The sequence below is a fragment of the Novosphingobium sp. BL-A-28-Hi1-0D genome, assembly GCF_055521755.1.
The window spans coordinates 1843175-1868708 of the sequence record NZ_CM145502.1; the positions used below are offsets into that span (position 1 = coordinate 1843175).

The window sequence follows — 25534 nt, forward strand, 5'->3', positions numbered from 1 at the left end:
TACGATAACGACAGCGGCCGAAATCGAGGCCGACATCGGGGGGACGCGACATCATGCTGGCACAGACATTCACCGCCTACGACGGAACGAGCAGCACGAGCACGCTCGTCGACAGCTTCCTGGCTGCGAACTCCGGCATCCAGATCGTCTCCGGCTCGATCGTGCTCTCGGCTTCGGATCCTTCCGCGCTGAATTACTACGACGGCAGCCTTGCCGCGCTCGGTATTGGATCGGGCCTGCTACTGACCTCGGGCACAACGCCGGGCACCCAGAATACCGTGGGCTGGTTCGGCCAGGACAACACCCAGTATGCCGCCGACGGTACGCCTATCAATCTCTACAACGGCGATGGCGCGATCGACGCGGTGGTCAACGCGGTGTTCCAGACCCAGTCCTACGACGCAACCACGCTTTCGTTCGACTTCACGGTCAGTGATCCCGCCGCCACCTCGATCAGCTTCGACATCGTGTTCGGCACCGAGGAATATCCCGAATGGGTCGACCAGTTCGTCGACTGCGCCGTGGTGATCGTCAATGGCGTGAACTATGCCTACTTCAACCACGATCCCAACGCCCCGCTGAGCGTCATCAGCCCCAACCTCGCGGCGGGCTATTTCCAAGACAACGCCGGAAACATCCTGCCGATCGAATACGACGGGGTGAGCCACGTCCTCAAGATCGTCGCACCGATCCGTCCGGGCGAGATCAACAGCATCAAGATCGGCATCGCCGACACGGGCGACCACATCTATGACAGCGGCCTGTTCATCGCCAACATGACCGCGGGCACTACCCCGGGTTCGGGTGTGCTGATAACCCCCGACGTACCCTGCACCGATGGCAACGACATCGTATCGGGCACGGGGGCTGACGATCTCGTCAACCTGCTCGGCGGGGATGACACCGCCTATGCGGGCGGCGGCGACGATATCCTGATCGGCGGCGCGGGCAACGATCATCTCTATGGCGGTTCGGGCAACGACGTGCTCGAGGGGGATGACGGCAACGATTACCTCGATGGTGGCGATGGCACCGCCAACGAGGCGGTCTATGCAGGCTACGCCAAGGATTATCTCCTCGGACACGACACATTCGGCAAGATCACGCTGACTGGCGCTGACGGCACCGATACGCTGGTCAACATCCAGCAGGTGCGGTTTGCCGACGGCCTCTATGACCTGACCGCTGATGGCTTCGTCGCGCATTCGGGAGGTTCCGGCGGCGCCGGCAACAGCCCGGGCGTGGTAGCTGTCAGCGGTATCGCAATCGTCGGCAACACGCTCCACGCGACAGTGCTCGACGCCGATGGTTTGGCCGGTACGCCCAGCTTCGTCTGGCAGGTATCGACCGACGGCGGCGCGAACTGGACCGATACCGCGGTGACCTCGCAGGACTATGTGCTGACCGCGGGAGACGCCGGCGAGGCGATCCGCGTCAGCGTCAGCTACGAAGATGCCAAGGGCCAACTGGAGACGCCCGTCAGCGCATCGGCAACCGTCGCCAAGCAGACTTCGAGCGTGACGATCAAGCTGATGACGCTTGAAGCCCCGGCAGGTGCCTCGGTCGAGAACCCGGTGACCACGCTGGTATTGCAGGCGATCGGCTTCGGCTATTCGCCCAACGAGGCAGCTGCCGCGATCAAGGCGGGCCTCGGGATCGATCCCGCCATCGCGATCCAGCACTACAACCCGTTCGAAGCGCTCGCCGCAGATGCCACCGATCCGGTCGCCAAGGCCTATCTGAAGATCTGTGGCGAACTCGCCATGGCGGCCTCGGTGTCCGATCCGAGCGGCCTCAACCTTGCTCTTGCGGTGGTCGAGGCGGCGGCGAACGGCCAAGTGCTCGACCTGTCCGATGCGGCAACGCTCCAGACCGTGCTGGCCGGCGTCAACAGCGCTTCGCTGTCGCTGGTGCAGGGCCGCAATGCCGACATGGCCGATGCTTCCACCTTCGACCAGATGAAGCTGGTGTGGAACGACTTCTGCGGAGAGCAGGACCACCTCAAGCCCTATATCGGCCACTTCGAGACGGTCAGCATCCATATCAACCAGGCGCCGGTTGGCTACGCCCCTGCCGCATTCGCCGATCATTGGGTGTCCGGCCAGGACCAAGTCATCGACGAGGCCACGCTGCTCGCCGGCTTCTCCGACCCCGAAGGCTCGGCGCTGTCCATCGATGCGCTCTGGACCGATGCTGGCCACACCTGCATCAACAACAATGACGGCACCTGGACGGTCCAGGCGATTGCCGGATACACCGGCCCGGTCGAGGTGAGCTTCATCGTATCGGACGGGATGGGCAGCACCAACGGTGGCACGACCCTGGCGGTGATCGACGAAGGCGCAGATACGACGGCAGCCGTCGCGACGCTCAGCGGCGTGCTCGTCGCGGGCGAGGTGCGGTACGCCCTGACCTTCAGCGAGGCGGTCGACGGCATCGGCGTGGACGACTTCGTAGCCGTCAATGGCTCGGTCACCTCGGTCAGCGGGTCGGGCAGCGACTACACCGTTGTGGTCAGTCCCGACGCAGGGTTCGAGGGCACGGTCGGGCTTTCGATCAACGCCGGCGCGGCCAGCGATGCGGCAGGCAATCTCAGCGAAGCGGCGAGCGCGGCGGGCGTCGCGGTCGACACCAAGGCGCCCGAGGTATCGGCCATGGCCTATGGCGCCAACGATGGAACGCTCAAGGCCGGTGAAACGGTCACGCTGGCGGTCACCTTCAGCGAAGCGGTCACGGTCAGCGGCACTCCGACCATCGCCCTCGCCAATGGCGGCACGGCCACCTATGTCGGCGGCAGCGGCAGCACGGTCCTGACCTTCGGCTATACCGTGGCTTCCGGTCAGGACACCGCCGATCTTGCCACTGCGGCATCGGGCGCGCTGACCGGGACGATCCGCGACGGTGCTGGCAACGCCGTCAAGGCGGCCGGCTTCGACGCAGTAAATCCTGCTGGCGTGCTGATCGTCGATACGCAGGCGCCGCTAGCCGGCAGCTTTACCCCCGCCGACGGCGCGATCGGCGTCGCGGTGGGCAGCAACATCACCATCGCCTTCTCGGAAGCCATCGCGCGTGGCGCCGGCACCATCGAGCTACGCGCCGGATCTGCCACGGGCACGCTGGTGGAAAGCTTCAACGCGGCGACCAGTTCGCGCCTGTCGATATCGGGCAGCACGCTGACGATAGACCCCACCGCCAATCTCGCCAACGGCACGCATTACTTCGTGGTGCTGGCGGCGGGCACCGTCACCGATGTCGCCGGGAACGGGTTTGGCGGTACCGCGACCTACGATTTCACCACGGTGGTCGCCGGGAACGTGATCGCCGGCACGGCCGGTGCGGACACACTGACCGGCACGAGCGGAATCGATATCATCAGCGGGCTTGCCGGAAACGACGTGCTGACCGGCGCGGGCGGCGTGGATGTGATGGATGGGGGCGAAGGCTCGGACATCTACATGATCGCCGCTCCCGCAGACCATGCTGCTGCCGAGATCGCCGACAGCGGGATCGCCGGGGTCGATGAAGTACGCTTCTCCACCACCACGGCAGGCGCGACCTTGCAGCTGTTCGCCGCCGACACCGGAATCGAGCGCATCGTCATCGGCACGGGCACCTCGGCCAGCGCTGTTACAACCGGCACGACCGCGCTCAACGTCAATGCGACAGCGCTCGGCTACGGCGTCACCATAATCGGCAATGCCGGGGCTAACGCCCTGACCGGCGGTGCGGGCAACGACACGCTGACCGGAGGCGGCGGAACCGACACCTTCACCATCAGCGCCGGGAAGGATACCATTACAGACCTCGGCCTTGGCGGCGCGGACGTCCTCAACGTCGCGGCTGGCGCGAGTGCCGTCGCGACGCTCGCCGCCGCTTGGACCGCGAGCGCGGCCACGGTCAATCGCGGTACCGCGTCGCTCTCTACCAATGGGTTCGCCGTGAACCTCGCCGCTGTGACCGCCACCACGGCAGGCAACAATGGCTACACGATCGTCAACACCGGTGGCGCGACCAGCCTGACCGGATCGGCGCTGGCCGACGTGGTCACCGGAGGCACTGGCGCCGACATCATCACCGGCGGCGGCGGCACTGATGCGATGAACGGAAGCGAAGGTTCGGACATCTACATGGTTGGCGCGGTCACGGACCATGCCGCAGCCGAAATCGCCGACACCGGCCTGTCCGGGATCGACGAGCTGCGCTACGCCGGAACGACTGCCGCGACGCTGCAGCTCTTCGCGGGTGATACCGGCCTTGAACGGGTGGTCATCGGCACTGGCACCGCCGCTGCGGCAGTGACCACCGGCACGGCCGCGATCAACGTCGATGCTTCGGCGCTCGGCTATGGCCTGACGCTGGTCGGCAACGCCGGTGCCAATACCCTGACAGGCGGCGCCGGAGACGACGTGCTGGTCGGCGGTGCGGGCAACGACGCGCTCAACGGCGGCCTGGGCTTCGATACCGCCGACTATTCGGCAAGCACCAGCGCGATTACCGCCAACCTCCTTCTAGGGAGCGCGACCGGTGCCGGGACCGACACCCTGACGGGGATCGAGGCACTTTCCGGCGGGAGCGGCAATGACATCCTGACCGGCAACGCGCTTGCCAACCTGCTCATCGGCAATGCCGGAAACGACACCCTCTCTGGCGGGGATGGCGCGGACCGGCTGCGCGGCGGGCTCGGCAACGACATCCTGACCGGCGGTGCGGGATCCGACACCTTCGTTTTCGACACCGCGCCCAATGCGAAGTCGAACCTCGATACGATCACCGACTTCGTGTCCGGGACCGACGCGATCGCCTTCAGCAAGGCCGCATTCGCAGGGCTGGCAGGCCTTGCCACGGGAACGCTGCCGTCAACCGCGTTCTGGTCGGGCGCCGGGGTGACTTCTGCGCACGATGCCGACGACCGGTTAATCTACAACACCACCACCGGCGTGCTTTACTATGACGCTGACGGCTCGGGCACGGCAAGCGCGATAGTGCAGGTGGCGGTGCTGGGCACGACAAGCCATCCGTCGCTTGCCTTCAGCGACGTTCAAGTTGTGCTGTAACGTGAGGGGCCTCGAGCTGCTGGCGAGGGGACTGGATCAAAGGGAACTGTAATCTGCTGATGTCCCTGCGCGAGAAGCCGGTCTTCCACGTTGTGCTGTGACGGCGGAAAGCGGACATCCATCATGGCTGCCAACCGCATGATCTCCAGCGAGGATCTGAAATCGCGGAAAGGACTCGCAGGTCTGCGCGGTCTGGACATGGGGTGAGGCTAGTGAACGGAGCATCTCGCTCCAACAGGTGCGTTTGCTTTGACAGTGCCGTTCCACACCATGGGCCGCATCAGCGATCTGGTCGAAAATGGCCGCCTGTTCGAAGGGTCCAACAACCGCCCCGGCGATTTCGTGATCGAGCGCGCCTTCGTCGGCTAGGCCGAGCCGAACGCGCCGCCACGGGTAAGGTCGTCCTGTTCTGCGGGCGAAAAGCCGAGTTCTTCGAGCAGGGCGGCCTTGTCGGCATCCTCGCGCCACATCACCGGTTCGACAGGTTGCGTGTTGCCAAGGCGCGGGGCCGGGGCGGGCTGGGTTACGCCGCCGGATTCGATGAACGCAGCCCGCGCCTGATTGTGCGGGTGGGCAGGGGCGTCCTCCACCGCAAGAATGGCGGAGAAGCAGACGTCCTCGTTCTCCAGCAGGCCTTGCCAATGGGCGAGGGGCTGGGCCGCGAAGATTTCCGCAAGACGGGCGCGCATCGTGTCCCAGCCGGTCTCGTCATACTGGTCAGCAAAAACGGGCTCGTCCGCGACGCCGAGCAAGGCGCACAGGCGGCGGAAGAACTTGTCTTCGATTGCGCCGAGCGCGACGTGGTGGCCATCGGCAGTTGCGTATGTGTCGTAGAACGGTGCGCCGCCATCGAGCAGACCGGTGCCGCGCCCATCGCTGCGCCAGCCATTGGCGATCAGCGTCCATGTCCCGGCCATGAGCAGCGAGGCGCCTTCGCTCATCGCGCAGTCGATCACCCGGCCCGGCGCGCCCGCCCTCGTGGCGAGGAGCGCGCTTACCATGCCGAACGCCAGCATCAGCCCGCCGCCGCCGTAGTCCGCCACGAGATTGAGCGGCGGGACTGGGCGACCGCCCTTGGGCCCGACCGCATCGAGCACGCCCGAAAGCGCGATGTAGTTGATGTCATGCCCTGGCATGGCGGAGAGTGGGCCGTCCTGTCCGAACCCGGTCATCCGCCCATAGACCAGCGCCGGGTTGATCCCCATCAGCACGTCGGGGCCAAGGCCAAGCCGCTCCATCACGCCGGGGCGGAAGCCTTCGATCAGGCCGTGGGCGGTCCCGGCGAGGCGCTTTACGATCTCGACTGCAGCGGGCGACTTGAGATCGAGCGAGATGGTGCGGCGCGAGCGCAGCATGACATCGCGCGCTCCGTCAATCGGGACGCCCACTTGCAGCCCGCCGACGCGGTCGATGCGGATGACTTCGGCGCCGTGATCGGCCAGCATCATGCCGCAGAACGGGCCGGGGCCAACGCCTGCCATCTCGATGATTCTGAGGCCGGTCAGCGGCGGGGGCAGGGTCATCGGGCGGCCTTTGTCTGGGCGGCGCCAGCGGTCAGACGGAAGCAGCGCTCAGGCGTTCGAGCGTGTTCTGGCGATAGTGCTGGAGCACGGTGTGGAGATTGATCGCGGAAGGATTGGCGAGCCACTGGTAGACCAGCCCGAAAATGAACGCGCTGAATTCCACCGCGTAGCTTTCCGGATCGATCCCGGCGCGGACCTCGCCCTCGGCGATGCCCTGGGTCAGCCAGCGCGCGGTGTCACGACGATAGGCGATGTGGTTTGCCGCCAGCCGACGCCGCACGACCGGGTAGCTGCTGATCGATTCAAACCACAGGATGTACATCGCCTGCATCTGCACGGTGCGGTTGAGCAGGAAGAATTCAAGCGCATCGAGCGCGCCTTCCAGCGCTGCGAGACCGCTGTTCGCGCCAACGAAGCGGCGCAGTTCGGCGGCCCACTTCTCGTTGAAGTCTCGCACCAGATGGCTGAACAGGACTTCCTTGGAGCCGAAGCGGTTGCTCGCAAGGCCGCGGCTGTAGCCTGCCTTTTCGCCCACTTCCTTGAGAGTCGTGTTGTGCGATCCACGCTCGACGATGAGGTACATCGCCGCCTCGAACATCCGCGCATCCGAGAGGGCCGTGCGTTCAACTTGCGTCAGGCGAACCCGTTCGCCCGGCAAAGTCCTTACGCTGGAAGGATTTGTACTCAATTACGGTCTCCGGAGCCAAAGCGCGTTTCCGCCAAAACAGCCAGATCCCCTCCATCAAACTGTTCTTTGATTCTTTTCTTGTCGACCTTGCCAACACTTGTTCGCGGCAAGGATTCCACGACGGCCCAATACTCAGGTATCATGTATCTGGCAAACCCGCCGCGCAATCCGGCACGAAGAGTGGCAGGATCGGGGCGGGTTGCCTCGTCGACCACCACCACGGCGAGCGGGCGCTCTTCCCAGCGCGGATCCGGTATAGCGATGACAGCGGCTTCGACCACGCCATCGAGCGCCGCGATGCCGTTTTCCAGTTCGACCGAGGAAATCCATTCGCCGCCGGACTTGATCAGGTCCTTGGCGCGGTCGGTTACCTGCACGTAGCCCAGCCGGTCGATGCGGCCGACATCGCCGGTGCGCAGCCAACCATCGGCGGTGAGGGGCGAGGCGGCAGGGTCTTCGCGGAAGTAGCCGCCCGAGACCCATGGGCCTTTGAGTTGCAGGTGCCCGGTTGTCTGGCCGTCCTCGGGTAGGGGGTGGTCCTTGTCATCGACGATACGCACGTGCATGCCGGGGACAGGGCGGCCAGATTTCGCGCGCCACATGGCTTCTTCGTCTTTCGCGGTGCCGCGCGGCGGGAACGAGAGGACGCACATGGGGCTGGTCTCGGTCATGCCCCAGCCTTGCACGACATCGACGCCCCATGCCGCCTTTACGCGCTCGATCAGCACGGGCGAGACCGCAGAGCCGCCCGAGACGATGGTGCGGAAGCTCGATAGGTCGAGCGGAGTTGCGGCGTGGGCCTGCATCAGGTCGTTGAGAATGGTCGGCACGGCGGCCATCAGCGTCGGGCGCTCTGCCGAGATCAGGCGGGCCATGTGCGCGGGCTGAAGGAAGCGGCCGGGCAGGATCATGTCGCTGCCGGCCAGCCAGCCCGAGAACGGCATGCCCCACGCGTTGGCGTGGAACATCGGCGGGACCATCAGGATGCGATCATGGTTGGAGATCGCGAAGGCATCCGCCGCCATCGAGGCGAGGCTGTGGAGATAGACCGAGCGATGGCTGTAAACGACGCCCTTGGGCAGGCCGGTGGTGCCCGAGGTGTAGCAGACTGCTGCAGCATCGGTTTCAGTCAGCGCGGGGAACTCCTGCATTGGCGCGTGTGCGGCGATCAGGGTTTCATATTCATGGAGCGTGCCGTCGAAACCGGGGATGCTCTCGGGGCATGGGCCGTTTACGATCACATGCTTTACGCCGGGAAGCGCGGGGAGGACTGGCGCGAGTGCATCGAGCAGGACTGCATCGACCAGCAGCACGCGGTCGTCGGCATGGCCGATCACATATTCGAGATGGGCCTCGGGCAGGCGGACGTTGAGCGTGTGAAGGACGCAGCCCATCACTGGAGCGGCAAGATAGGCCTCGAGATGGGCCTGCGTGTTCCAGCAATAGGTGCCCAGCACTTCGCCCGGTTCAATGCCCAGCGCGGCGAGGGCGCTGGCGAGGCGGCGGGCGCGGTCGGCCACTTCGGCAAAGCTGGCGACGGTGGTCTCATTGCCATCGAAGCTGACCACGCGGCTGTCGGCAAACAGGCGCTCGCCGCGCGCGAAGATCATCTGCGTGGACAGCGGGTGGTCCATCATGGTGCTGCGCATCATTGCACCCAGCCTCCCGCAATGATTGCCTCGGCCTCGCGCAGCAATGCGGGCACATCATGCTCGATCCCGCGCGCGTAAGGGGTGTCCACTTTGCCCTGATGGCACAGCACCCATGCGCCTTCGACGATGGCGGCCAGACGCCAGGCGGCAAAGACGACGTAGTAGTCGATCCCCGCGTGATCGAGGCCGCTCGCCTGCGACCATGCATCGGCCAGCGCGCGGGGCGGGGTGACGTCGGGGCGGTTGGACAGGCCCTGCACGAACCCGAAGCCGAGGCGCGCCGCAGAGGCATCGCGCCGCCAGAAGAACAGGCATAGCCCCAGGTCGATCAGCGGATCGCCGAGCGTGGCCATTTCCCAATCGAGAATGGCAAGGAGGCGCGGGCCGTCGGGTGCGATCAGGCAGTTGTCGAGGTGGAAATCGCAGTGGATCACGCTGGCGCGGGTCGAAGCCGGACGGTTTTCCTGCAGCCACGCGCCGATCCGGTCGAGCAGCGGGAGTTCGCGGACCTTGTCTTTCGCGCGCACCGCCAGCCAGCGTTCGACCTGACGCTGGACGAAGCTTTCGGGCCGTCCGAAGCTTTCGGGCAGCACGTCGCGCCAGTCGATGGCGTGAACCTGGGCGAGGCCGCGCACCAATTCGTGGCCGAGTGCGTCGATGGTTGGGGCACGATCCGGCCATGATGGCGGCAGGGCTTCGGTCAGGGCAACGCCTTCGATGAATTCTGTAACCGCAAAGGGCTGGCCGATCACCGAGGTATCGGCGCACCACGCTACCGGGCGCGGGACGGGGGCGCGGCCATGGAGCGCGGAGATGGCGCGGTATTCGCGCTCTATCCCGGCGGCGGCCTTGTCGGACACGACGTTGACCGGCGGGTGGCGCAGCACGAGCCGACCTTGCCGCGTTTCAATCACGCGGGTGACGTTGGAGTTTCCGCCGGTGAGCACCGGCCCGAGCGTGATCTCTTCGTACCCCGTCGCCGCGTGCAACCATTCGGCAAATCTGTCTCCTGCCGTCACAGGTTGCACATCAGCCCTCCGTCGGTGAAGATCACCGAGCCGGTCATGTAGGTCGAGCCTGCCACCCACCAGCAGACGTCGGCGATTTCCTCGGGCTGGCCCATGCGTTGCAGCGGGATGCGGTTGACGATGGTCTTGCGCGCGCGTTCCGATACGGTGGCGGTCATCTCGGTCATGACGAAGCCGGGGACGACCATGTTCACGCGCACCTGCCGCCGGGCGAATTCTGCGGCGAGGACCTGGGTCAATCCGGCAAGGCCGGCCTTCGATGCGCCATAGCAACTGTCGCCGGGGAAACCGCGGAAGCCGACGACCGCGCCGACGTTGACCACCGCGCCGCCCCCCGGAATCTGCGGCAGGAGCGCGCGGATCAGGCGCATCGGCCCGGTGAGGTTGGTGGCAAGGGTCGCGTCCCAGTCCTCGTCGGCGACGCGATCGATCGTGCCGCCGCGATGGAGCCCGGCGTTGTTGACGAGCACGTCGAGGCCGCCCCAGCGCGTCTCCACCTCGCGCGCAAGGCGGGCTATGTCATCGGGGCGGGTCACATCGGCGCTGATGCCGATGGCATCTGGGCCCAGCGCGGCCGCAACCTGGGCAATGCCAGGGCTGCGACCGACGAGGCAGACGCGGTCGCCCCGCTCGCTGGCGACGCGGGCAATCGCGAGGCCGATGCCCCGCGATGCCCCCGTCACCAGCCAGCGGCGCTGGACCGGTGCGGTACGGACAGGTTGATCGACCATCCGGTTCAGGCCCTGGCTCAGAACGTCTGCGTGATGGCGACGCCCCAGGCCTTCGGCGCGCGGGGAGCGGCGTAGCTCCAGACGTTCTGGACGTCATAGCCGATGGTCCAGCCGTTCTCGTCGAGCAGGTTCTTGCCGAAGACGCTGATCATGGTGTTGTTGATCTTGTAGCTGATCGAGGCGTCGAGCATGTTCTGCGAGCCATTGCGCAGGTTGGGGTTGTTGAGGAAGGTGATCTCGTGCGCCCCGATGTGGTGCAGTTCGCCGTTGATCATCAGCGTGCCGGGGCCCACTTCACGCTCGTAGGATGCGCGGATGTCCCAGGTCCACTTCGGCGCACGACGGATGCGCAGGAAGGTGGCATCGACCGGGGTGCCGGTGCTGTAGATGTCGCCGACGAAGTTCTTGTACTTGGCATCGAGGTAACCGACGTTGCCGGCCAGGGTCAGGTGATCGGTGACCTGTGCGGTCAGGTCGATTTCCACGCCCTTGAGTTCGGCTTCCGAAGCGTTGATCGTGCGGTTCTCGCGGCCGGTGGACGTGCCGGGGGCAGGTACGTCGAGGTCCTGCTGCATGTCCTTGTACTTCATCAGATAGACAGCGCCGTTGAGGCGGACGCGATTGTCGAGGAACTGCGACTTGAAGCCCAGCTCGAAGTTGTCGAGCGTTTCGGGGTTGTAGGGCGTGGTTGCGGCGCTGAGCGTGGAGGGGCGTCCGTTGAAGCCGCCTGCACGATAGCCGCGCGACCATAGGCCGTAGGTCATGACATCGTCGGTCCAGTTGTAGCTGAGGCTGACCTTGGGGGTGAATTCGGACCAGGATTCCTTGACCGGCTTGGCCATGACGATGTTGCCGTTGGCGAGACTCGGCGGCAGCGTGAGGATCGGGTTCTGCTCTTCGAGCGTGCCGTAGATGAAGATCGTGCCGTCGTTGACGATGCTGGTCTTGCGGTCATGCGTGTAGCGGCCGCCAAGGGTGAGCTTGAGCTTGTCGGTGAACTTGTAGTCGCCTTCAAAGTAGCCAGCCCAGGACTTGGTCGTCTGCGTCACGGTCTGCGCGCTGGTCAGCAGCGGCGCCCCTGCAAAGCCGATGTAGTTCTTGAGGTTGATCGTATAGCGCGAGTCCCACAGGTAGGCGCCGAGCACGAAGGTGATCGGGCCGTCGCCGCCCTTGATCAGGCGGGCTTCGTTGGTGATCTGCCGCCAGCGGGCCGGACGGTCGGTGTGATAGAGCGTCTCGGGGGTGGAATCGAAGTCCTGGTTGATGGACTCGGTCGTCTTCAGGTAGCCGAGAATGTACTGCAGCTCGTAATCGCCGCCGAGATCGTAGTTGATCTTGCCGATGCCCATGTCGAGCTTGAAGCGGGCGCTCTTGTCGACCGGAGCATCACCGACCGAGACATAGCGGTCGCCCGAGATCGGCACGCCGGGCTTGGGCGAGCAATAGCCGAACCCGGCGCAGAACAGGTCGGTCGGCTTGGTGATCGCCTGAAGCTGCGGCGGGTCCTGTCGGGTCAGCTGGTGATCGTAGCTGACGCTGATTTCCAGCTTGTCGGTCGGCGTGAACAGCAGCTGTGCGCCGATGGCGCGGAAGTCGGACTTCTGACCAGGCTGGTTCTGGGTGCGGTTGAAGATGTAGCCGTCGGACGTGTTGTAGGCGCCGCTGACCTTGAGCGCGACGTTCTCGGCCAGCCCGAAGCTGACAACGCCCTGCAGGTCATAGGTCTGGAAGCTGCTGTAGGTGCCGCGCACCTTGCCGGTCAGATCCTGCGTCGGCTTGGAGCGAGCAAGGTTGATCACGCCGCCGGTGGCGTTACGGCCGAACAGCGTGCCCTGGGGTCCGCGCAGCACTTCGACGCGATCCACGTCGATGGCCTTGAGCAGGCTGCCCGAGCTCTGGCCGAGGTAGATGTCGTCGATCACCACGCCGACGGCAGGGTCGACCGACTTCTCGACGTCGGCAACGCCGATGCCGCGGATGTAGACTGCGGCAACGCCGCCGGGGCCCTGCTGGGTATCGTCGATCAGGACGTTGGGCGATGCATTGGCAAAGTCGCGCACGTCAGAATCGAAGCGCTTGGCAAGGTCGGTCGCGCCGAGGGCGCTGATCGAGGAGGACACGTCCTGCAGGTTCTCGACCCGCTTGCGTGCGGTGACGACGATCGCTTCGAGACCCGACGACTGTTCGGCTTCAGCTTCCTGCGCCTGCACTTGCGTTGCGGCAAGGGCTGTTGCCGAAATCGACATTGCCAGAAGAACGCGTACGGATTTTCCCGACATGCTCATGTTTAACTCTCCCATCTCTCACGCTCTATCGACGTGACCGTTTTTGACCGGGCAATGCTGAGTCGGAGCCTTCCTTTCGGGCCATTGCTGGAACCTGCGGGAAGGGGCTGACCGCCTGACCTGTCATGAGGCGTATCAAACTTGCTATATCCGAGCAAGTAATATTGAATCTTGACGCTTGGCCTGTCCACCAGGTCATGAATGCGCCAAAAAGTCTCTGTTATATGGAGTTTACGAGGATGCAGGCTCTCGATCTGGAAGCCTGCCCGCTCTTTTTTGCTTGTCTCGAACTAGTAAATGTGATCCACAAACCGCAACGAGAAGCATCTGGATGGGAGAGAATCCGTGGGCCAACGAATGGCAGGCAAGGTTGCCCTGATCTCGGGCGGGGCCAGCGGCCTCGGTGAGGCGCAGGCCATCCTTTATGCCCGCGAAGGCGCGGCGGTGATGATCGGTGACCTGCAGGACGCGAAGGGTGCCGACGTTGTCGCCCGCATCCAGGCAGAGGGCGGAGACGCGGCCTTCACCCGGCTCGACGTGACCGATCTCGACAGCTGGCATGCTGCCGTCACTCTTGCAGTCTCGATTTTCGGCAAGCTGACCACGCTGGTCAACAACGCCGGCATCTTCCACCCCGGCGGCATCGTCACCGAGACTCCGCAGGGGTGGGACCGCATGGTGGCGATCAACCAGACGGGCGTGTTCTACGGCATGAAGGCGGCAACGCCCGAACTGCTCAAGGCGGGCAAAGGCGCGGCGATCGTCAACATCTCATCGCTCTATGGCCTGATCGGCAGCCCCGATGCAATCAGCTACCACGCTTCGAAAGCGGCGGTGCGGGTGATGGGCAAGGGCGCGGCGCTGGAATTCGCCAAGCAGGGCGTGCGCGTCAACACGATCTTCCCCGGCCAGATACGCACCCCGATTCTGGGTGACATCACGCCCGAGCAGGACGCCGCGATCAAGGCTTCGATCCCGATGGGCGAGGTCGGCGATCCGATGGACATTGCCCATGGGTCGCTGTTCCTCGCCTCCGACGAGGCCCGCTACATCACCGGGGCGGAACTATGGATTGATGGCGGCTGGTATGCCGGCTGCTGAACGCTTCGGAGCAATTGACTGATGAGCTGGAATTTTTCCACCGAGCCCGAGTTCGAAGAAAAGCTGGAATGGATGCGGGACTTCGTCGCCCGCGAGATCGAGCCGATGGATCTGGTGTTCCGCAAACCAGGTGACCCGTTCGACCCGCGCTCGCCCGCGCGCAAGGCGATGGCGCCGCTCAAGGAAGTGGTGAAGGCCAAGGGCCTGTGGGCCTGCCATCTCGGTCCCGATCTTGGCGGGCAGGGCTATGGCCAGCTCCACCTCGGGCTGATGAACGAGATTCTCGGCCGCAGCCGCTTTGCGCCGACCGTCTTCGGCACGCAGGCTCCCGATACCGGCAACGCCGAAATCCTCGCCCGCTTCGGCACGCCTGAACAGAAGGCGCGCTATCTCGAGCCGCTGCTCGATGGCGAAATCGTCTCGTGCTTCTCGATGACCGAACCTCAGGCAGGGGCCGATCCCGGCGAGTTCACCTGCCAGGCCCGGCTCGACGGCGACGAATGGGTGATCGAGGGCGAGAAGTGGTTCGCCAGCCACGCCGACATGGCCGAGTTCCTGATCGTCATGTGCATCACCAATCCGGACGTCGCGGTCCATGCCGGGTCCACCACGATCATCGTGCCGCGCGATGCGCCGGGGCTGGAGATCATCCGCAACACCGCCGTCGGCCCCAAGGACGAGATCGGAAGCGGCGTCCATGGCTACCTGCGCTTCAACCAGTGCCGCGTGCCCCGCGCCAACGCGCTGGGCGAGGAAGGCGAGGGCTTCAAGGTGGCGCAGTCGCGGCTTGGCGGCGGGCGCATCCACCATGCGATGCGTACCGTCGGCATGCTCAACAAGGCGATGGACATGATGTGCGAGCGCGCCGTCAGCCGCGTCACCAAGGGCGAGCGGCTGGCCGACAAGCAGATGGTGCAGGAGCGCATCGCCGACAGCTACACGCAGATCATGCAGTTCCGCCTGCACGTGCTCTACGCCGCGTGGCTGCTCGATCAGGACAAGGTCTATACCCACCGCGTGCGCCGCGAGATTTCGGCGATCAAGGCGGCGATGCCGGGCGTGCTCAAGGACGTGGTCTATCGCGCGCTGCACATTCATGGCTCGCTCGGCATGTCGAATGAAATGCCGTTGATGGACATGTGGCAGTACGTTCCGGAAATGGGCATCGTCGACGGCCCGACTGAAGTGCACAAGGTCTCGGTCGCCAGGGACATCCTGCGCAACGTTGCTCCTGCCACCGGCAAGTGGCCGAGCTACTTCGTGCCCGACCGACGCGCCGCCGCGATGGAGAAGTTCGCCGCCCATCTCGACACGGAGACTTCGCAATGAGCAGCACGATGGAACAGCGCCTCGATGCGCTTGAGACGCGAATGGCGCTGGTCGATCTGACCAGCGACTACTGCCACGGCTTCGACAAGCGCGATCTCGACCGGTTCATGGCCATCTGGTGGGAGGACGCGGTCTGGGAAATCGGCGCGCCCTTCGGCAATTTCGACGGCCATGCCGGTATCCGCCATGCTGTGCTCGACATCCTGTGGCCCGCGTGGGCGATGTCGACGCATTATACCACCAACTTGCGCATTGCGCCCGAAGGCCCTGATGCGGCGAGCGGCGTGTGCGACGTCTATTGCATCGGCAACACCAGCGACGGGCAGGCCCAGACGGTGGCCGCCAGCTACTTTGACAGCTTCACCCGGCGCGACGGGGTGTGGAAGATCGCCCGCCGCCGCGTGACCATGCAGCATTTCAGCCCGCTTGTCGGGATCACGCTTGCAGCACCGCAATAGCGGGCTGCGAAAAGGGAGAGTGAAGATGGCCCGTTACGACGCCGACAAGGGGCGGACGGTTTACTTCGAGCATTATCGTGGGCCGCGCACGCCAGTCGTGCTCATCCACGGCTGGGCCATGTCGGGCCGCATCTGGGCTGGCACCGTGGAGGCGCTGAAAGCCGATGGGCACGCCGTGCTGGTGATCGACCATCGCGGCTGCGGCCAGTCCGACCGCGATTTCGAGGATATGTCGGTTGGTGCCATCGCAGGCGATGTGGCAGGCATCGTGCGGCAGGAAGTCTCGGCGCCGGTGGTGCTGAACGGCTGGTCGCTCGGCGGCGCGGTTGCGGTGGAAGCGGCGCGGTTGCTGGGCGACAAGGCGGCAGGCGTGGTCCTGACCTGTGGCGCATCGCCGCGCTTCGTACGTTCTGACGACTTCCCCTATGGCGGCGAGCCGGGCTCGCTCGATGCGACAGCCGAGGCGATGGCCGCTGACCGTGCCGGGTTCTTCCGTGGTCTTGCTGAAGGCGTCTGCGCCAGGGAAGTCAGCCCGCCGACCATCGACTGGATGTGGAACGCCTTTATCGACAGCGGGCCGGATGCGCTCGATTCCCTGCGCAGCCTCGCACAGACCGACCAGCGTGTAGTCCTTGCGCAGCTTGCGGTGCCGCTGCTGTCGATCGTTGGCACTGCCGACGTGATCCTCGATCCCGAGATCGGCCGGATCGCAGCGTCGCTCGCGCCCAAGGGCGAAGTGGCGGAAATGGAGGGCTGCGGCCACGCGCCCTTCATCGAGGATGCACCGGCCTATCTTGCCGCGCTGCGCAGTTTTCTGGGCCGTCTGTGATGACGGCTGGACATAGGGCACACCGATGACCGCTCTCGATCCTTTCTTCACGCCGTTTGAATGCAAGTCGCTCAAGCTTGCCAACCGCTTCATGATGGCCCCGATGTCCCGCTATTTCGCGCCCGGAGGCGTGCTGACGCAGGAATCGGCGGACTACTACCGCCGCCGCATCGAAGGCGGCGTCGGCGCAGTGATCACAGAGGCCGTGGCGATAGATCGTCCGGGCTCTGTTGCCGCCGACACCGTGCCGCACTTCTATGGCGAGGAAGCGCTGGCAGCCTTTGACCGCGCCCGCGCCGGGGTCGAGGAGGCAGGCGGGGTGATGATCCCGCAGTTGTGGCACGTGGGTGGTTGCACCGATTTCAACTTCCCCGATTCACCGCACGATCCGCTGGAAAGCCCGTCTGGCCTTGTCGGCCCGGGCATCGAGGGCGGACGGGTGATGAGTGCGCAGGACATCGACGGGGTGATCGCTTCGTTCGTGCGCGGCGCGCTCGATGCGCAGCGGCTGGGCTTCCCGGCGGTCGAGCTTCATGGCGCGCATGGATATCTGTTCGACCAGTTCTTCTGGGACGTGACCAACCAGCGCGACGACCGCTACGGCGGGCCCGACATCGCCTCGCGCGTGCGGTTTGCAGCCGATGTGGTGGCCGCGATCCGCGAGGCGGCAGGGCCGGACTTCGCCATCATCTTCCGCATCTCGCAGTGGAAGACTTACCTCTACGAAGCGAAGATCGCGACCACGCCTGCCGAACTGGAGCAGTGGGTCGGGCCGCTGGCGGAGGCAGGCGTCGATATCTTCCACTGTTCGGAACGGCGGTTCTGGGAAGCGGCCTTCCCGAACGAGGACGATCGGAACCTCGCGGGCTGGACCAAGGAAATCACCGGCAAGCCGACGATCACCGTCGGTTCGGTCGGGCTCGACCGTGACCTGATGCAGGACTTCGTCGAGGGCCAGTCGGTGCCGACGCTCAAGTCGCTCGATGAACTGGCCCGCAGGTTTGACCGGGGCGACTTCGATCTGGTGGCGCTGGGCCGTGTTCTGCTGGCCGATCCCAGCTGGCTTGAGAAAGTCCGCACCGGCGCGGTCGACCAGCTCAAGCCCTATTCGAAGGAGTGCATGGACACGCTCTACTGAGCGCAGTCCGGGCACCGCACATCAAGCAAGCAACCGCGCGAAGCACGAAGGTTGCGAGGAGAGGACGAGCAATGAACACCACCCAGACCAGCGTGGCCGAACGGCCCGTCACATCCGAAAAGGTCGATTTCGATGCCATCGGCATCGGGGCGGGCTTTGCCGGTCTCGCGCTGATCCATTACCTGCGCGAGGCGGGGCTTTCGATCCGCATCTTTGATCGCGCTGCCGATGTCGGCGGGACCTGGGCGTGGAACCGCTATCCGGGCGCGGCGACCGACAGCGAGAGCTATTACTATTGCCTCGCCTTCTCGAAGGAGATCCTGCAAGAGTGGTCGTGGACCAAGCGCTATCCGGGGCGGCAGGAGACGCAGGCATACCTGCAGTTCGTGGCCGACCGCTGCCACATGTGGCCGCACATTCAGCTCAACACCGAAATCGTCGAGGCGAAGTATCTCGAGGACCGGTGCATTTGGCAGGTTACGACGGGCAGCGGCGAGACCTTTACCTGCAAATACTTCATCAGCGGCATGGGCATGATCTCCGAACCGGTGATCCCGCGCATTCCGGGCATGGACAGGTTCAAGGGACCGCTGTTCCATTCCTCGCGCTGGCCGCGTGAAGGGGTTGATTATGCCGGCAAGCGCGTGGGCATCATCGGTGCGGGCGCGACGACGGTGCAGATGGTGCCCGAACTCGCCAAGACGGCGGCCAGCGTCACCGTGTTCCAGCGCACGCCCAACTACATCCTCCCCGCCATGCAGCGCGAGATGACGCCCGAGTGGGAAAAGGAGATCAAGGACAACTACGAGACTGTGATTGCCAAGTGCCGCGCCCACGTGTTCGGCATGGCTTTCGACAGCCCGGTGGGGCGCAATGCGCTCGACACGCCGCCCGAGGAGCGCCAGCGCATCTTCGAGGAGAACTGGACCGGCAGCTTCCGCTGGGTGTTCGAGACTTTCGACGACCTTCTCGCCAGCCCCGAGGCCAACCGCATGGCGGCGGATTTCATCGGCGCGAAGATGAAGGCGCGGGTCAAGGACAAGCGCCTTGCCGACCTGCTGACGCCGACGTTCGATGACTACCCGCTCTTCGCCAAGCGCCCGCCGCTCGACCACGGCTATCTCGAGGCGTTCAACGAGGATCACGTCCACCTCGTCGACATCAAGAACGACCAGCCGATTGTCGAGATCACCGAGACGGGCGTTCGCACGACCAAGCAGGAATACGAGTTCGACATCATCGTACTCGCGACCGGCTTCAAGGCCTATACCGGCGCTCTTGAAGCCTTCCCGATCCGGGGCGAGGGCGGGCAAACGCTGGCCGAGAAGTGGAAGTCCCTTTCGGAGTGCATCATGGGTGTCTGCGCAGCAGGCTTCCCCAACATGTTCATGGTGACCGGCCCGCAGGCTCCCTTCGCCAACCTGCCGACCTCGATCGAGCAGAACGTGATCTGGATCAGCAAGTGCATTGCCAAGATGGAGCGCGAAGGCATCGACGTATTCCATCCCCGCCGCGAGGCCGAGGAGGCATGGACCGCGCAGACCGCCGATATCCACGGCCAGACGCTCATGGCCGAAGGGTACAAGGTCAATTCATGGATGATGGGGGCCAACCGCGAGGATAAAGACCCGCGCGTACTGATCTACTTCGGCGGTGCGAACTTCTACTACGACGCGCTCGACAAGTCGGCGGAAGAGGGCTTCCCCGAACTGGAATTCGAAAAGCGCGACTAAGCGCGACGGCTCCGGCGCTGCATGGTGCGGCGCCGGACGGGATCAGGCGAGCGCAGGGAGCTGTCAGTTTAAAGCGAAACGTTCCCTGCGGACAAAGTGGTCCCAGAGGCGCGCTGACGTCAGGATGCGAGCGGCTGCCACTCGGCAAGAGTGGCCGAGCGTCGCTATTTGAAAGTCTGTCGGTCGACGAGGTGGCGTTCCTGGGAGAAGGGGTTGTGGAGTGAGGCGTGAACCGAGGCGAGCTTCCTTAGTGCCTTCATCTGCCTGAAGCGGAGCGTGGCACGCTCTCGTCGCCGGAAGGGCAGGTGGCTGTTCTCCACCCGGTTGTTCGCCCATCGCCCGATCTCCTGCTTGTCCTCGCAACCGAGCTCGGTCATCGCGGCGCGATACGAGCGCAGACCGTCGGATCACCAAACATTATCCTGGATCGCAGGGCCCCGTCCAGACATGACAGCGCCAACTCAGGCCATGAGCCTGAGGGCTTGCCGGACAATCTCCGGTGCGAGTTCGTCCGGCATGGGTTCCAGCGGATGTGCGCGTAACATGGCCCGGTTGGTCTGAAGGGCAAAGCCGAAGATCGCGCTCCAGATCGTGGCAATGCGCAGGCTGCGCTCGTGCTCGGACAGATGCTGCGTGGCGCGCCTAACTTCCCGGCGCAGCATCTGAAACCCGATGTCCTGTGCCTCTGCCAGTTCAGGCGCAACCTGAGGGCGGACCAGTTCGCTTTCATACATCAGGGTGAACATGTTCGGGTTGGCTGCGGCAAAGCGGATGAAGTGCAGCAGATTGGCGAACAGCAATCCCTCTGGTGATGCTGCGATGGCCTTCTCTGTTTCGGCAAGCAGCTGACGATATCCTTCAAGTGCGACCGCAATGAGCAGCGAGCGCCTGTCAGGGAAATGATGGTACGGCGCGCCGGGCGAAACGCCGATTTCCTCTGCCAGCTTGCGAATCGAGAGGCCTTCGTGGCCTTCGCGCACCACAAGTTCATAGGCGGCCGCGAGCAACTCGCTGCGCAAGTCATCCCGGTGCGAGGGTTTGCCCCGCCGCTCTCTTGTCGCTGTCGTCCCCGTCATTCCTGCAGCTTTGCTTGCTTTGCACGCGATGCGCAAGCGCGCGCGTTCGCCTGTTGCATTCTTATTGATCGTCGATTAATAGAGGCTCAAATGATCGGTGATTAATAGACCATTCCGGCGCATCGTGATGGGAGAGGCAAGAGTGAGCAGTTTCAGGTACGGCGTTTCGCTGTACAGCTACACGGACGACTTCGGCACGGTGATGACGCTGGACGATGCGTTCGATCACGTGGCAGATACGGGTTCGACCGGCATCGAGATCCTCGGCGAAACGAGCGTGCCGCTCTACCCCGAACCGCCTGTCGCGTGGATCGACGACTGGTTCGCGAAGCTCGACCGCTACAAGCTTGAGCCAACCAACTTTGCCTGCTGGGTCGACACCCGCATCCAGTTGAACCGCAACATGAGCGTTGAGGAAGGTGCAGCCCAGATCGCGCAGGACTTGCGGTTGGGGCACAAGCTTGGGTTCAAGTTCATCCGCCCGAAGTTCGGCGTGATCGACCATGACCTGACGCCCGATCCGATCTGGGAAGGCGCGGTCGAACGCAATCTCGATCTGGCGAACAAACTCGACCTGGTAATTCTGCCCGAGATTCATTCGCCGACGCCGATCCGCCATCCGGTGACCGATGCCTATGTGCAGTTCATCGAGCGTACCGGCACGAAGAACTTCGGCCTGATGATCGACACCGGCATATTCCAGGATCGCCCGATCGATCACTGGGGCGGTGGCATTACCGACGAGATCAAGAAGGGGGCGTTGAGCTTCCTTAATGGCATCCACACGCCGGTCGAGCATCTGGCCGACGTGATCCAGTACGTCCCGTTCATCCAGGCCAAGTTCCACAACATCGACGAGACCCTGCACGATCATCAGATCCCGTGGGAGCGGATCGTGCCGATGCTCAAAAAGCTCGGCTACGCCGGCTACCTCTCGAGCGAATACGAAGGCAAGCGCGATCCGTGGGTGGCGATCGAACAGGTGCGCCGCCAGCACGCGCTGATCCGCAAGCTCGATGAAGAATATGACGCAGCGAACGGGGGCTCGGACAATGCTTGAGCGCAGCCACATCCAGAGCACCGGCTTTCGCAATATCGGCCCAGAGGGCGCACGCACCGGCTTCGAGCTTCGCATCCGACAGGCCAACTACCGCTCCTCGCGGCTGAGCCTGATCGAGGGCGTGGATATCACCGTCGACGGCGTCCTTTACCCGGCCGAGCACAACCTGTTCCGGCTTGGCGACAAGGAATACACCCGTGACGAGATGAACGAGGCGACGCAGACCCGCCTCTACGTTGGCGACCACTTTACGGTTGTGGTCCCCAAGGAGGGCGGGCTGGCACGCGGCGTCCACCTTGTCGGCAGCGCGATCCGTTATCGCCATCCCTATTTTCCACCCGAATTTCAGCCCGCCATCGTCCGCAACGAACGTCACGCAACGATCATCCTGCCCTGAGCAAGGGCAGGGCGCCGGTTGTGCGGACCGGCGGGGCACAACTCACATCCGCACGAAGGTTCTGAGGGAGGATAATCCATGAACATCAGCAGGAAGACCCGGCTCGTCCAGTCGGCATCAGTTGCAGCCATTGCGCTGCTATCTTCAGTACCCGCATTCGCCCAATCCGCGGACGAACAGGCGGCTCCCGGCGAAATCATCGTCACCGCACAGCGCCGCAGCGAGAACGTGCTCAAGGTTCCGGTCAGCGTCACCGTGGTCAGCGCAGATGAGCTGATCCAGCGTGGCGCCAACGACCTGACCGCCGTGACCAAGCTCGCGCCGAGCCTTCAGGTGGCGCAGGACAACACCTTCTCGGTGCGCGGCGTCGGCACGGCAACCTTTGCCAACACCGTCGAAGCCAGCGTCTCGCAGGTCGTGGATGATGTGGTTCTCGGCAACCGCGAATATGCAGCTAACGCCTTCTACGACATTGCCCGCGTCGAAGTGCTCAACGGGCCTCAAGGACTGCTGTTCGGCAAGAACGCCTCGGCAGGCCTTGTCAACATCACCACCAACAAGCCCAAGCTTGGCGAGATGTCGTTCAGCGCCGATGGCGAACTGGTCCAGCGCGCCCGTCCCGGCAAGGATGGCGACGGCTATCAGGTCCGCTCCACGATCAACGTGCCAGTGGGCGACAAGGCCGCGCTTCGCCTGAACGCGATCTACAGCGATCAGGACCCGATTACGGTATCCAATGTCAACCCGGCTGTCCGCAACGACCTCGGGCTGACGAATCTCGGGCTTCGCGCCAAGTTCCTCTATGAGCCCAGCGACAGCCTCTCGGTCTATCTGATCGGCGACTACAATCGCCAGCGCGGCATCACCGGGCGCTACGACATCACCTTCCGCGAATTCGGCCCCGGCAGCGCCTATCCGGCGCGTGGCCTGGTCGCCGGGTCAGAGAACCTGAACTTTGCCGCCGAAGCGCCCAACTATCGCGACAGCGATACGGGCGGCGTACAGGCGAACGTGAGCCTCAAGCTCGGCAACGGCATGGAGCTGACCAGCATCACTGCATGGAAGCAGGCCAAGACCGATTTTCAGTTCGACTCAGACCAGACGCCATTCAACTTCTTCAGCTTCAACGGTGCCACCCAGAAGTATGACCAGTACTCGCAGGAACTGCGCCTTGCCCTGCCAAGCGGCAATGCGCTGACCGGTCAGTTCGGCCTGTACTATTACCGCTCGATCGGAAGCAACGTGGGCTTCCGTGGCGGCAACACCGGAATTCCGGATTTCGTCCTGCGTGGCTTCCCGTTCTGCATCGGCGCCACCGTCAGCGCCGGTCCGCCGCCTGCCTGCGGCGTCAGCAATACCTCGTTCCTGGGCCAGGACTTCCAGTATCGTCTCAAGAACGACAGCTACGCCGCGTTCGGCCAGCTCGGCTATCAACTGACTGATACTCTCAAACTGACCGCCGGTGCGCGCCTGACGTACGAGAAGGCCCAGATCAACCTGCGCGAGAACTTTGGCAACTACTTCGTGACGCTCGGCGTGAAGAAGAACGTCACCGACCAGACGACCGATGCGACCGACCTCAGCTACAAGCTGGGCTTCGATTGGCAGGCAACGCCTGACCTGATGGTCTATGGCTTCTACGGCGAAGGCTTCAAGGGCCCAGGCTTCTCGAACACGGCTCCCGCTCCCGGTGCCGATCTGTCGGTTCGTCCGGAAATCTCGCGCGGTGGCGAGCTGGGCATCAAGGGCAAGGCGCTCGACGGCGCGCTGACGTTCAGCGTCTCGGGCTTCTACACGAAGTTCTATGACCTGCAGGTCCAGGCCTTCGTGCAGGCGCTGCGCACTTTCGTGCTCGGCAATGCCGCCACGGCGACAACCAAGGGCATCGACTTCTCGTTCCAGGCCCGGCCTTTCGAAGGCCTGACCTTGTCGGGTTCGGCGTCCTATGCCGATGCCACGTTCGACGACTACCCGGGCGCCCAGTGCTACCCGACGCAGACGACCGGTGGCTGCAAGGCGGATATCAATTCGTCATTGCCGGGCTTTGTCGGCACATTCAACGCCAAGGGCTACCAGCTGCCGCTGTCGTCCAAGTTCACGGCGACACTTGGCGCTGAGTATGCCGCGCCGATCACGGACGGGCTAGAGGCGCAATTCGGCGTTGGGTACTACCACCGCTCGCCGCAGTCGGCCGGCATCGGCGCGCCGTTCACCATCCCCACCTGGGACACGATCGACCTGCGCGCCGGAATCAAGGCCGAGAACTGGAACATCAGCCTGTTCTGCAAGAACTGCACAAACGAGATCCGCCCGATCTCGATCGGTTCGGACGGTGGCGATGCCAACCCTGTTGGCGTGGCACCGCCTGTGCTGACGTTGAACCAGCGCTTCAGCTTTGAATCCGTCCGCACCATCGGCGTGCGTGCCGGCATCAACTTCTGATGTAAAAGGGGCCGCTGCCCTCGGGTGGCGGCCCCATTTTCTGCTGTGTCCGGCCAAGATCGGAGCAGCCAGCCACAGAGACGGATGAACTGATGACACTGCCTGCATTTCGGCGTTCGCTGCTTGGCCTTGGCCTCGCCCTCCTCGCAAGCTCATCGGTTCTGGCACAGACCGGCATTTCCACCGAGACAGTTGTCGCGCCCGCTCAACCGAACACCATCACCTTGCCCACGGCCGAAAAGGTCGACCGCGAGGTCTGGCATCCCAGCGACATGGGCCGCTATGCCGTGCGCAATGTCACCCGGCCCACGCTCACCGTGTTCCAGCCCGTCGGCAAGCCATCGCCGGCATCGGTCATCATCGCTCCCGGTGGTGCGTTCCTCGGCCTGGAGATGGACAAGGAAGGCTGGGAAGTGGCGCGCTGGTTCGCCAACCATGGCGTGACGGCCTTCGTTCTCAAATACCGCACCTTGCCGACGCCGCCTGACCAGAAGGTCTTCGTAGGCGAACTCGACAAGATGATTTCCGGGAAGAAGGCCGCTTTCGCGCCGCCTGCCGACACGCCTGCGGAGGCTCTGGCCGATGGCATAGCCGCGCTGCGCCATGTACGCGCGAACGCCGCGCAGTTCGGGATCGATCCGAAGCGGGTCGGGTTCATGGGCTTTTCCGCTGGTGGCTTCCTCACCCGCAGCATGGTGGAGAAGGGCGGCGCTGACCGCCCGGACTTCGCCGCGCCGATCTATCCCAACATGGCTGCCATGACCGTGCCTGCCGACGCGCCGCCGATGTTCGTGGCGATTGCCGCCGACGACTTCCTGCTGGCGCGCGAGAAGGGACTGCCGCTGCTGGAAAGCTATCGTGCGGCGGGCAAGTCGATAGAATTCCACCTGTTTTCCTCAGGCGGCCATGGCTTCGGGGCTGGACCTGTCGGCTCGCCCGAGGAAGGCTGGCTTGACCTGATGTACCGGTGGATGCGCACGCAAGGCCTGCTGGCAACGGAGAAGAAGTGA

18 protein-coding genes and 1 pseudogene are annotated in these 25534 nt (G+C 64.3%); 11 read left to right on the forward strand and 8 right to left on the reverse strand.

Features of this window, described 5'->3' with window-relative positions:
- Window positions 1-53: 53 nt before the first annotated feature.
- A complete protein-coding gene (locus tag ACZ1JW_RS09040) occupies window positions 54-5054 on the forward strand; it encodes a choice-of-anchor L domain-containing protein (RefSeq protein ID WP_465140315.1) in 5001 nt (1666 codons plus the stop codon).
- A gap of 365 nt (window positions 5055-5419) precedes the next feature.
- Here ACZ1JW_RS09040 and ACZ1JW_RS09045 read toward each other — a convergent pair whose 3' ends face one another.
- From ACZ1JW_RS09045 to ACZ1JW_RS09070, 6 genes are read right to left on the reverse strand one after another with little or no spacing between them, the layout of a single operon-like run.
- Window positions 5420-6577, reverse strand: coding sequence for a CaiB/BaiF CoA transferase family protein (locus ACZ1JW_RS09045; RefSeq protein WP_465140316.1), 1158 nt, complete (start codon window positions 6575-6577; stop codon window positions 5420-5422).
- 31 nt (window positions 6578-6608) lie between these two features.
- Window positions 6609-7265 carry a TetR/AcrR family transcriptional regulator gene (locus ACZ1JW_RS09050; protein ID WP_465123884.1) on the reverse strand — a complete coding sequence of 219 codons (657 nt, stop codon included), beginning with the start codon at window positions 7263-7265 and terminating at the stop codon, window positions 6609-6611.
- Window positions 7262-8917, reverse strand: coding sequence for a long-chain-fatty-acid--CoA ligase (locus ACZ1JW_RS09055; RefSeq protein WP_465140317.1), 1656 nt, complete (start codon window positions 8915-8917; stop codon window positions 7262-7264). The genes ACZ1JW_RS09050 and ACZ1JW_RS09055 overlap by 4 nt, the downstream gene beginning before the upstream one ends.
- Window positions 8914-9945: a phosphotransferase family protein gene (locus ACZ1JW_RS09060; RefSeq protein WP_465140318.1), complete on the reverse strand. Its 1032-nt coding sequence runs from the start codon at window positions 9943-9945 to the stop codon at window positions 8914-8916. Before ACZ1JW_RS09060 ends, ACZ1JW_RS09055 begins: the two co-directional genes overlap by 4 nt.
- Window positions 9933-10676: an SDR family NAD(P)-dependent oxidoreductase gene (locus ACZ1JW_RS09065; RefSeq protein WP_465123879.1), complete on the reverse strand. Its 744-nt coding sequence runs from the start codon at window positions 10674-10676 to the stop codon at window positions 9933-9935. The genes ACZ1JW_RS09060 and ACZ1JW_RS09065 overlap by 13 nt, the downstream gene beginning before the upstream one ends.
- Before the next feature lie 17 nt (window positions 10677-10693).
- Window positions 10694-12961: a TonB-dependent receptor gene (locus tag ACZ1JW_RS09070; protein WP_465140319.1), complete on the reverse strand. Its 2268-nt coding sequence runs from the start codon at window positions 12959-12961 to the stop codon at window positions 10694-10696.
- A 357-nt stretch (window positions 12962-13318) separates the two neighbouring features.
- Between ACZ1JW_RS09070 and ACZ1JW_RS09075 the strand changes: the two genes are divergently transcribed.
- The 6 genes from ACZ1JW_RS09075 to ACZ1JW_RS09100 all read left to right on the forward strand — a co-directional run bounded on the left by ACZ1JW_RS09075 (window position 13319) and on the right by ACZ1JW_RS09100 (window position 19549).
- Window positions 13319-14062 carry an SDR family NAD(P)-dependent oxidoreductase gene (locus ACZ1JW_RS09075; RefSeq protein WP_465140320.1) on the forward strand — a complete coding sequence of 248 codons (744 nt, stop codon included), beginning with the start codon at window positions 13319-13321 and terminating at the stop codon, window positions 14060-14062.
- Window positions 14063-14083: 21 nt separating this feature from the next.
- Window positions 14084-15391 (forward strand): acyl-CoA dehydrogenase family protein, encoded by a 1308-nt coding sequence (locus ACZ1JW_RS09080; protein ID WP_465140321.1) that lies wholly within the window; start codon window positions 14084-14086, stop codon window positions 15389-15391.
- Window positions 15388-15849, forward strand: a complete 462-nt coding sequence (locus ACZ1JW_RS09085; RefSeq protein ID WP_465123875.1) for a nuclear transport factor 2 family protein — start codon at window positions 15388-15390, stop codon at window positions 15847-15849. The genes ACZ1JW_RS09080 and ACZ1JW_RS09085 overlap by 4 nt, the downstream gene beginning before the upstream one ends.
- 25 nt (window positions 15850-15874) lie before the next feature.
- Window positions 15875-16678, forward strand: coding sequence for an alpha/beta fold hydrolase (locus ACZ1JW_RS09090; RefSeq protein ID WP_465123874.1), 804 nt, complete (start codon window positions 15875-15877; stop codon window positions 16676-16678).
- Window positions 16679-16703: 25 nt separating this feature from the next.
- Entirely contained in the window at window positions 16704-17816 is a 1113-nt protein-coding gene (locus ACZ1JW_RS09095) for an NADH:flavin oxidoreductase (RefSeq protein ID WP_465140322.1), read from the forward strand.
- A gap of 71 nt (window positions 17817-17887) precedes the next feature.
- Window positions 17888-19549, forward strand: coding sequence for a flavin-containing monooxygenase (locus ACZ1JW_RS09100; RefSeq protein ID WP_465140323.1), 1662 nt, complete (start codon window positions 17888-17890; stop codon window positions 19547-19549).
- Window positions 19550-19713: 164 nt separating this feature from the next.
- Here the strand turns inward: ACZ1JW_RS09100 and ACZ1JW_RS09105 are convergent.
- Window positions 19714-19956: pseudogene (locus tag ACZ1JW_RS09105) on the reverse strand (DDE-type integrase/transposase/recombinase); the annotation flags it as partial.
- Window positions 19957-20010: 54 nt separating this feature from the next.
- Window positions 20011-20625, reverse strand: coding sequence for a TetR/AcrR family transcriptional regulator (locus ACZ1JW_RS09110; protein ID WP_465140324.1), 615 nt, complete (start codon window positions 20623-20625; stop codon window positions 20011-20013).
- A gap of 142 nt (window positions 20626-20767) precedes the next feature.
- Here ACZ1JW_RS09110 and ACZ1JW_RS09115 point away from each other — a divergent pair, with 142 nt between their 5' ends.
- From ACZ1JW_RS09115 to ACZ1JW_RS09130, 4 genes are all read left to right on the forward strand, one after another.
- Complete coding sequence (locus ACZ1JW_RS09115; protein ID WP_465123869.1) at window positions 20768-21685, forward strand: sugar phosphate isomerase/epimerase family protein; 918 nt, start codon at window positions 20768-20770, stop codon at window positions 21683-21685.
- Window positions 21678-22082: a C-glycoside deglycosidase beta subunit domain-containing protein gene (locus ACZ1JW_RS09120; protein ID WP_465123868.1), complete on the forward strand. Its 405-nt coding sequence runs from the start codon at window positions 21678-21680 to the stop codon at window positions 22080-22082. Before ACZ1JW_RS09115 ends, ACZ1JW_RS09120 begins: the two co-directional genes overlap by 8 nt.
- A 78-nt stretch (window positions 22083-22160) precedes the next feature.
- Window positions 22161-24524: a TonB-dependent receptor gene (locus ACZ1JW_RS09125; protein ID WP_465123867.1), complete on the forward strand. Its 2364-nt coding sequence runs from the start codon at window positions 22161-22163 to the stop codon at window positions 24522-24524.
- 92 nt (window positions 24525-24616) lie between these two features.
- Complete coding sequence (locus ACZ1JW_RS09130; protein ID WP_465123866.1) at window positions 24617-25534, forward strand: alpha/beta hydrolase; 918 nt, start codon at window positions 24617-24619, stop codon at window positions 25532-25534.

Bases quoted from the DNA above. Each gene is read 5' to 3' on its own strand.
- ACZ1JW_RS09130 (WP_465123866.1), top strand. From the start codon at position 24,617: ATGACACTGCCTGCATTTCGGCGTTCGCTGCTTGGCCTTGGCCTCGCC.
- ACZ1JW_RS09040 (WP_465140315.1), top strand. From the start codon at position 54: ATGCTGGCACAGACATTCACCGCCTACGACGGAACGAGCAGCACGAGC.
- ACZ1JW_RS09055 (WP_465140317.1), bottom strand. From the start codon at position 8,917: ATGATGCGCAGCACCATGATGGACCACCCGCTGTCCACGCAGATGATC.
- ACZ1JW_RS09075 (WP_465140320.1), top strand. From the start codon at position 13,319: ATGGCAGGCAAGGTTGCCCTGATCTCGGGCGGGGCCAGCGGCCTCGGT.
- ACZ1JW_RS09110 (WP_465140324.1), bottom strand. From the start codon at position 20,625: ATGACGGGGACGACAGCGACAAGAGAGCGGCGGGGCAAACCCTCGCAC.
- ACZ1JW_RS09120 (WP_465123868.1), top strand. From the start codon at position 21,678: ATGCTTGAGCGCAGCCACATCCAGAGCACCGGCTTTCGCAATATCGGC.
- ACZ1JW_RS09080 (WP_465140321.1), top strand. From the start codon at position 14,084: ATGAGCTGGAATTTTTCCACCGAGCCCGAGTTCGAAGAAAAGCTGGAA.
- ACZ1JW_RS09090 (WP_465123874.1), top strand. From the start codon at position 15,875: ATGGCCCGTTACGACGCCGACAAGGGGCGGACGGTTTACTTCGAGCAT.
- ACZ1JW_RS09045 (WP_465140316.1), bottom strand. From the start codon at position 6,577: ATGACCCTGCCCCCGCCGCTGACCGGCCTCAGAATCATCGAGATGGCA.
- ACZ1JW_RS09065 (WP_465123879.1), bottom strand. From the start codon at position 10,676: ATGGTCGATCAACCTGTCCGTACCGCACCGGTCCAGCGCCGCTGGCTG.
- ACZ1JW_RS09095 (WP_465140322.1), top strand. From the start codon at position 16,704: ATGACCGCTCTCGATCCTTTCTTCACGCCGTTTGAATGCAAGTCGCTC.
- ACZ1JW_RS09125 (WP_465123867.1), top strand. From the start codon at position 22,161: ATGAACATCAGCAGGAAGACCCGGCTCGTCCAGTCGGCATCAGTTGCA.
- ACZ1JW_RS09100 (WP_465140323.1), top strand. From the start codon at position 17,888: ATGAACACCACCCAGACCAGCGTGGCCGAACGGCCCGTCACATCCGAA.
- ACZ1JW_RS09085 (WP_465123875.1), top strand. From the start codon at position 15,388: ATGAGCAGCACGATGGAACAGCGCCTCGATGCGCTTGAGACGCGAATG.
- ACZ1JW_RS09070 (WP_465140319.1), bottom strand. From the start codon at position 12,961: ATGAGCATGTCGGGAAAATCCGTACGCGTTCTTCTGGCAATGTCGATT.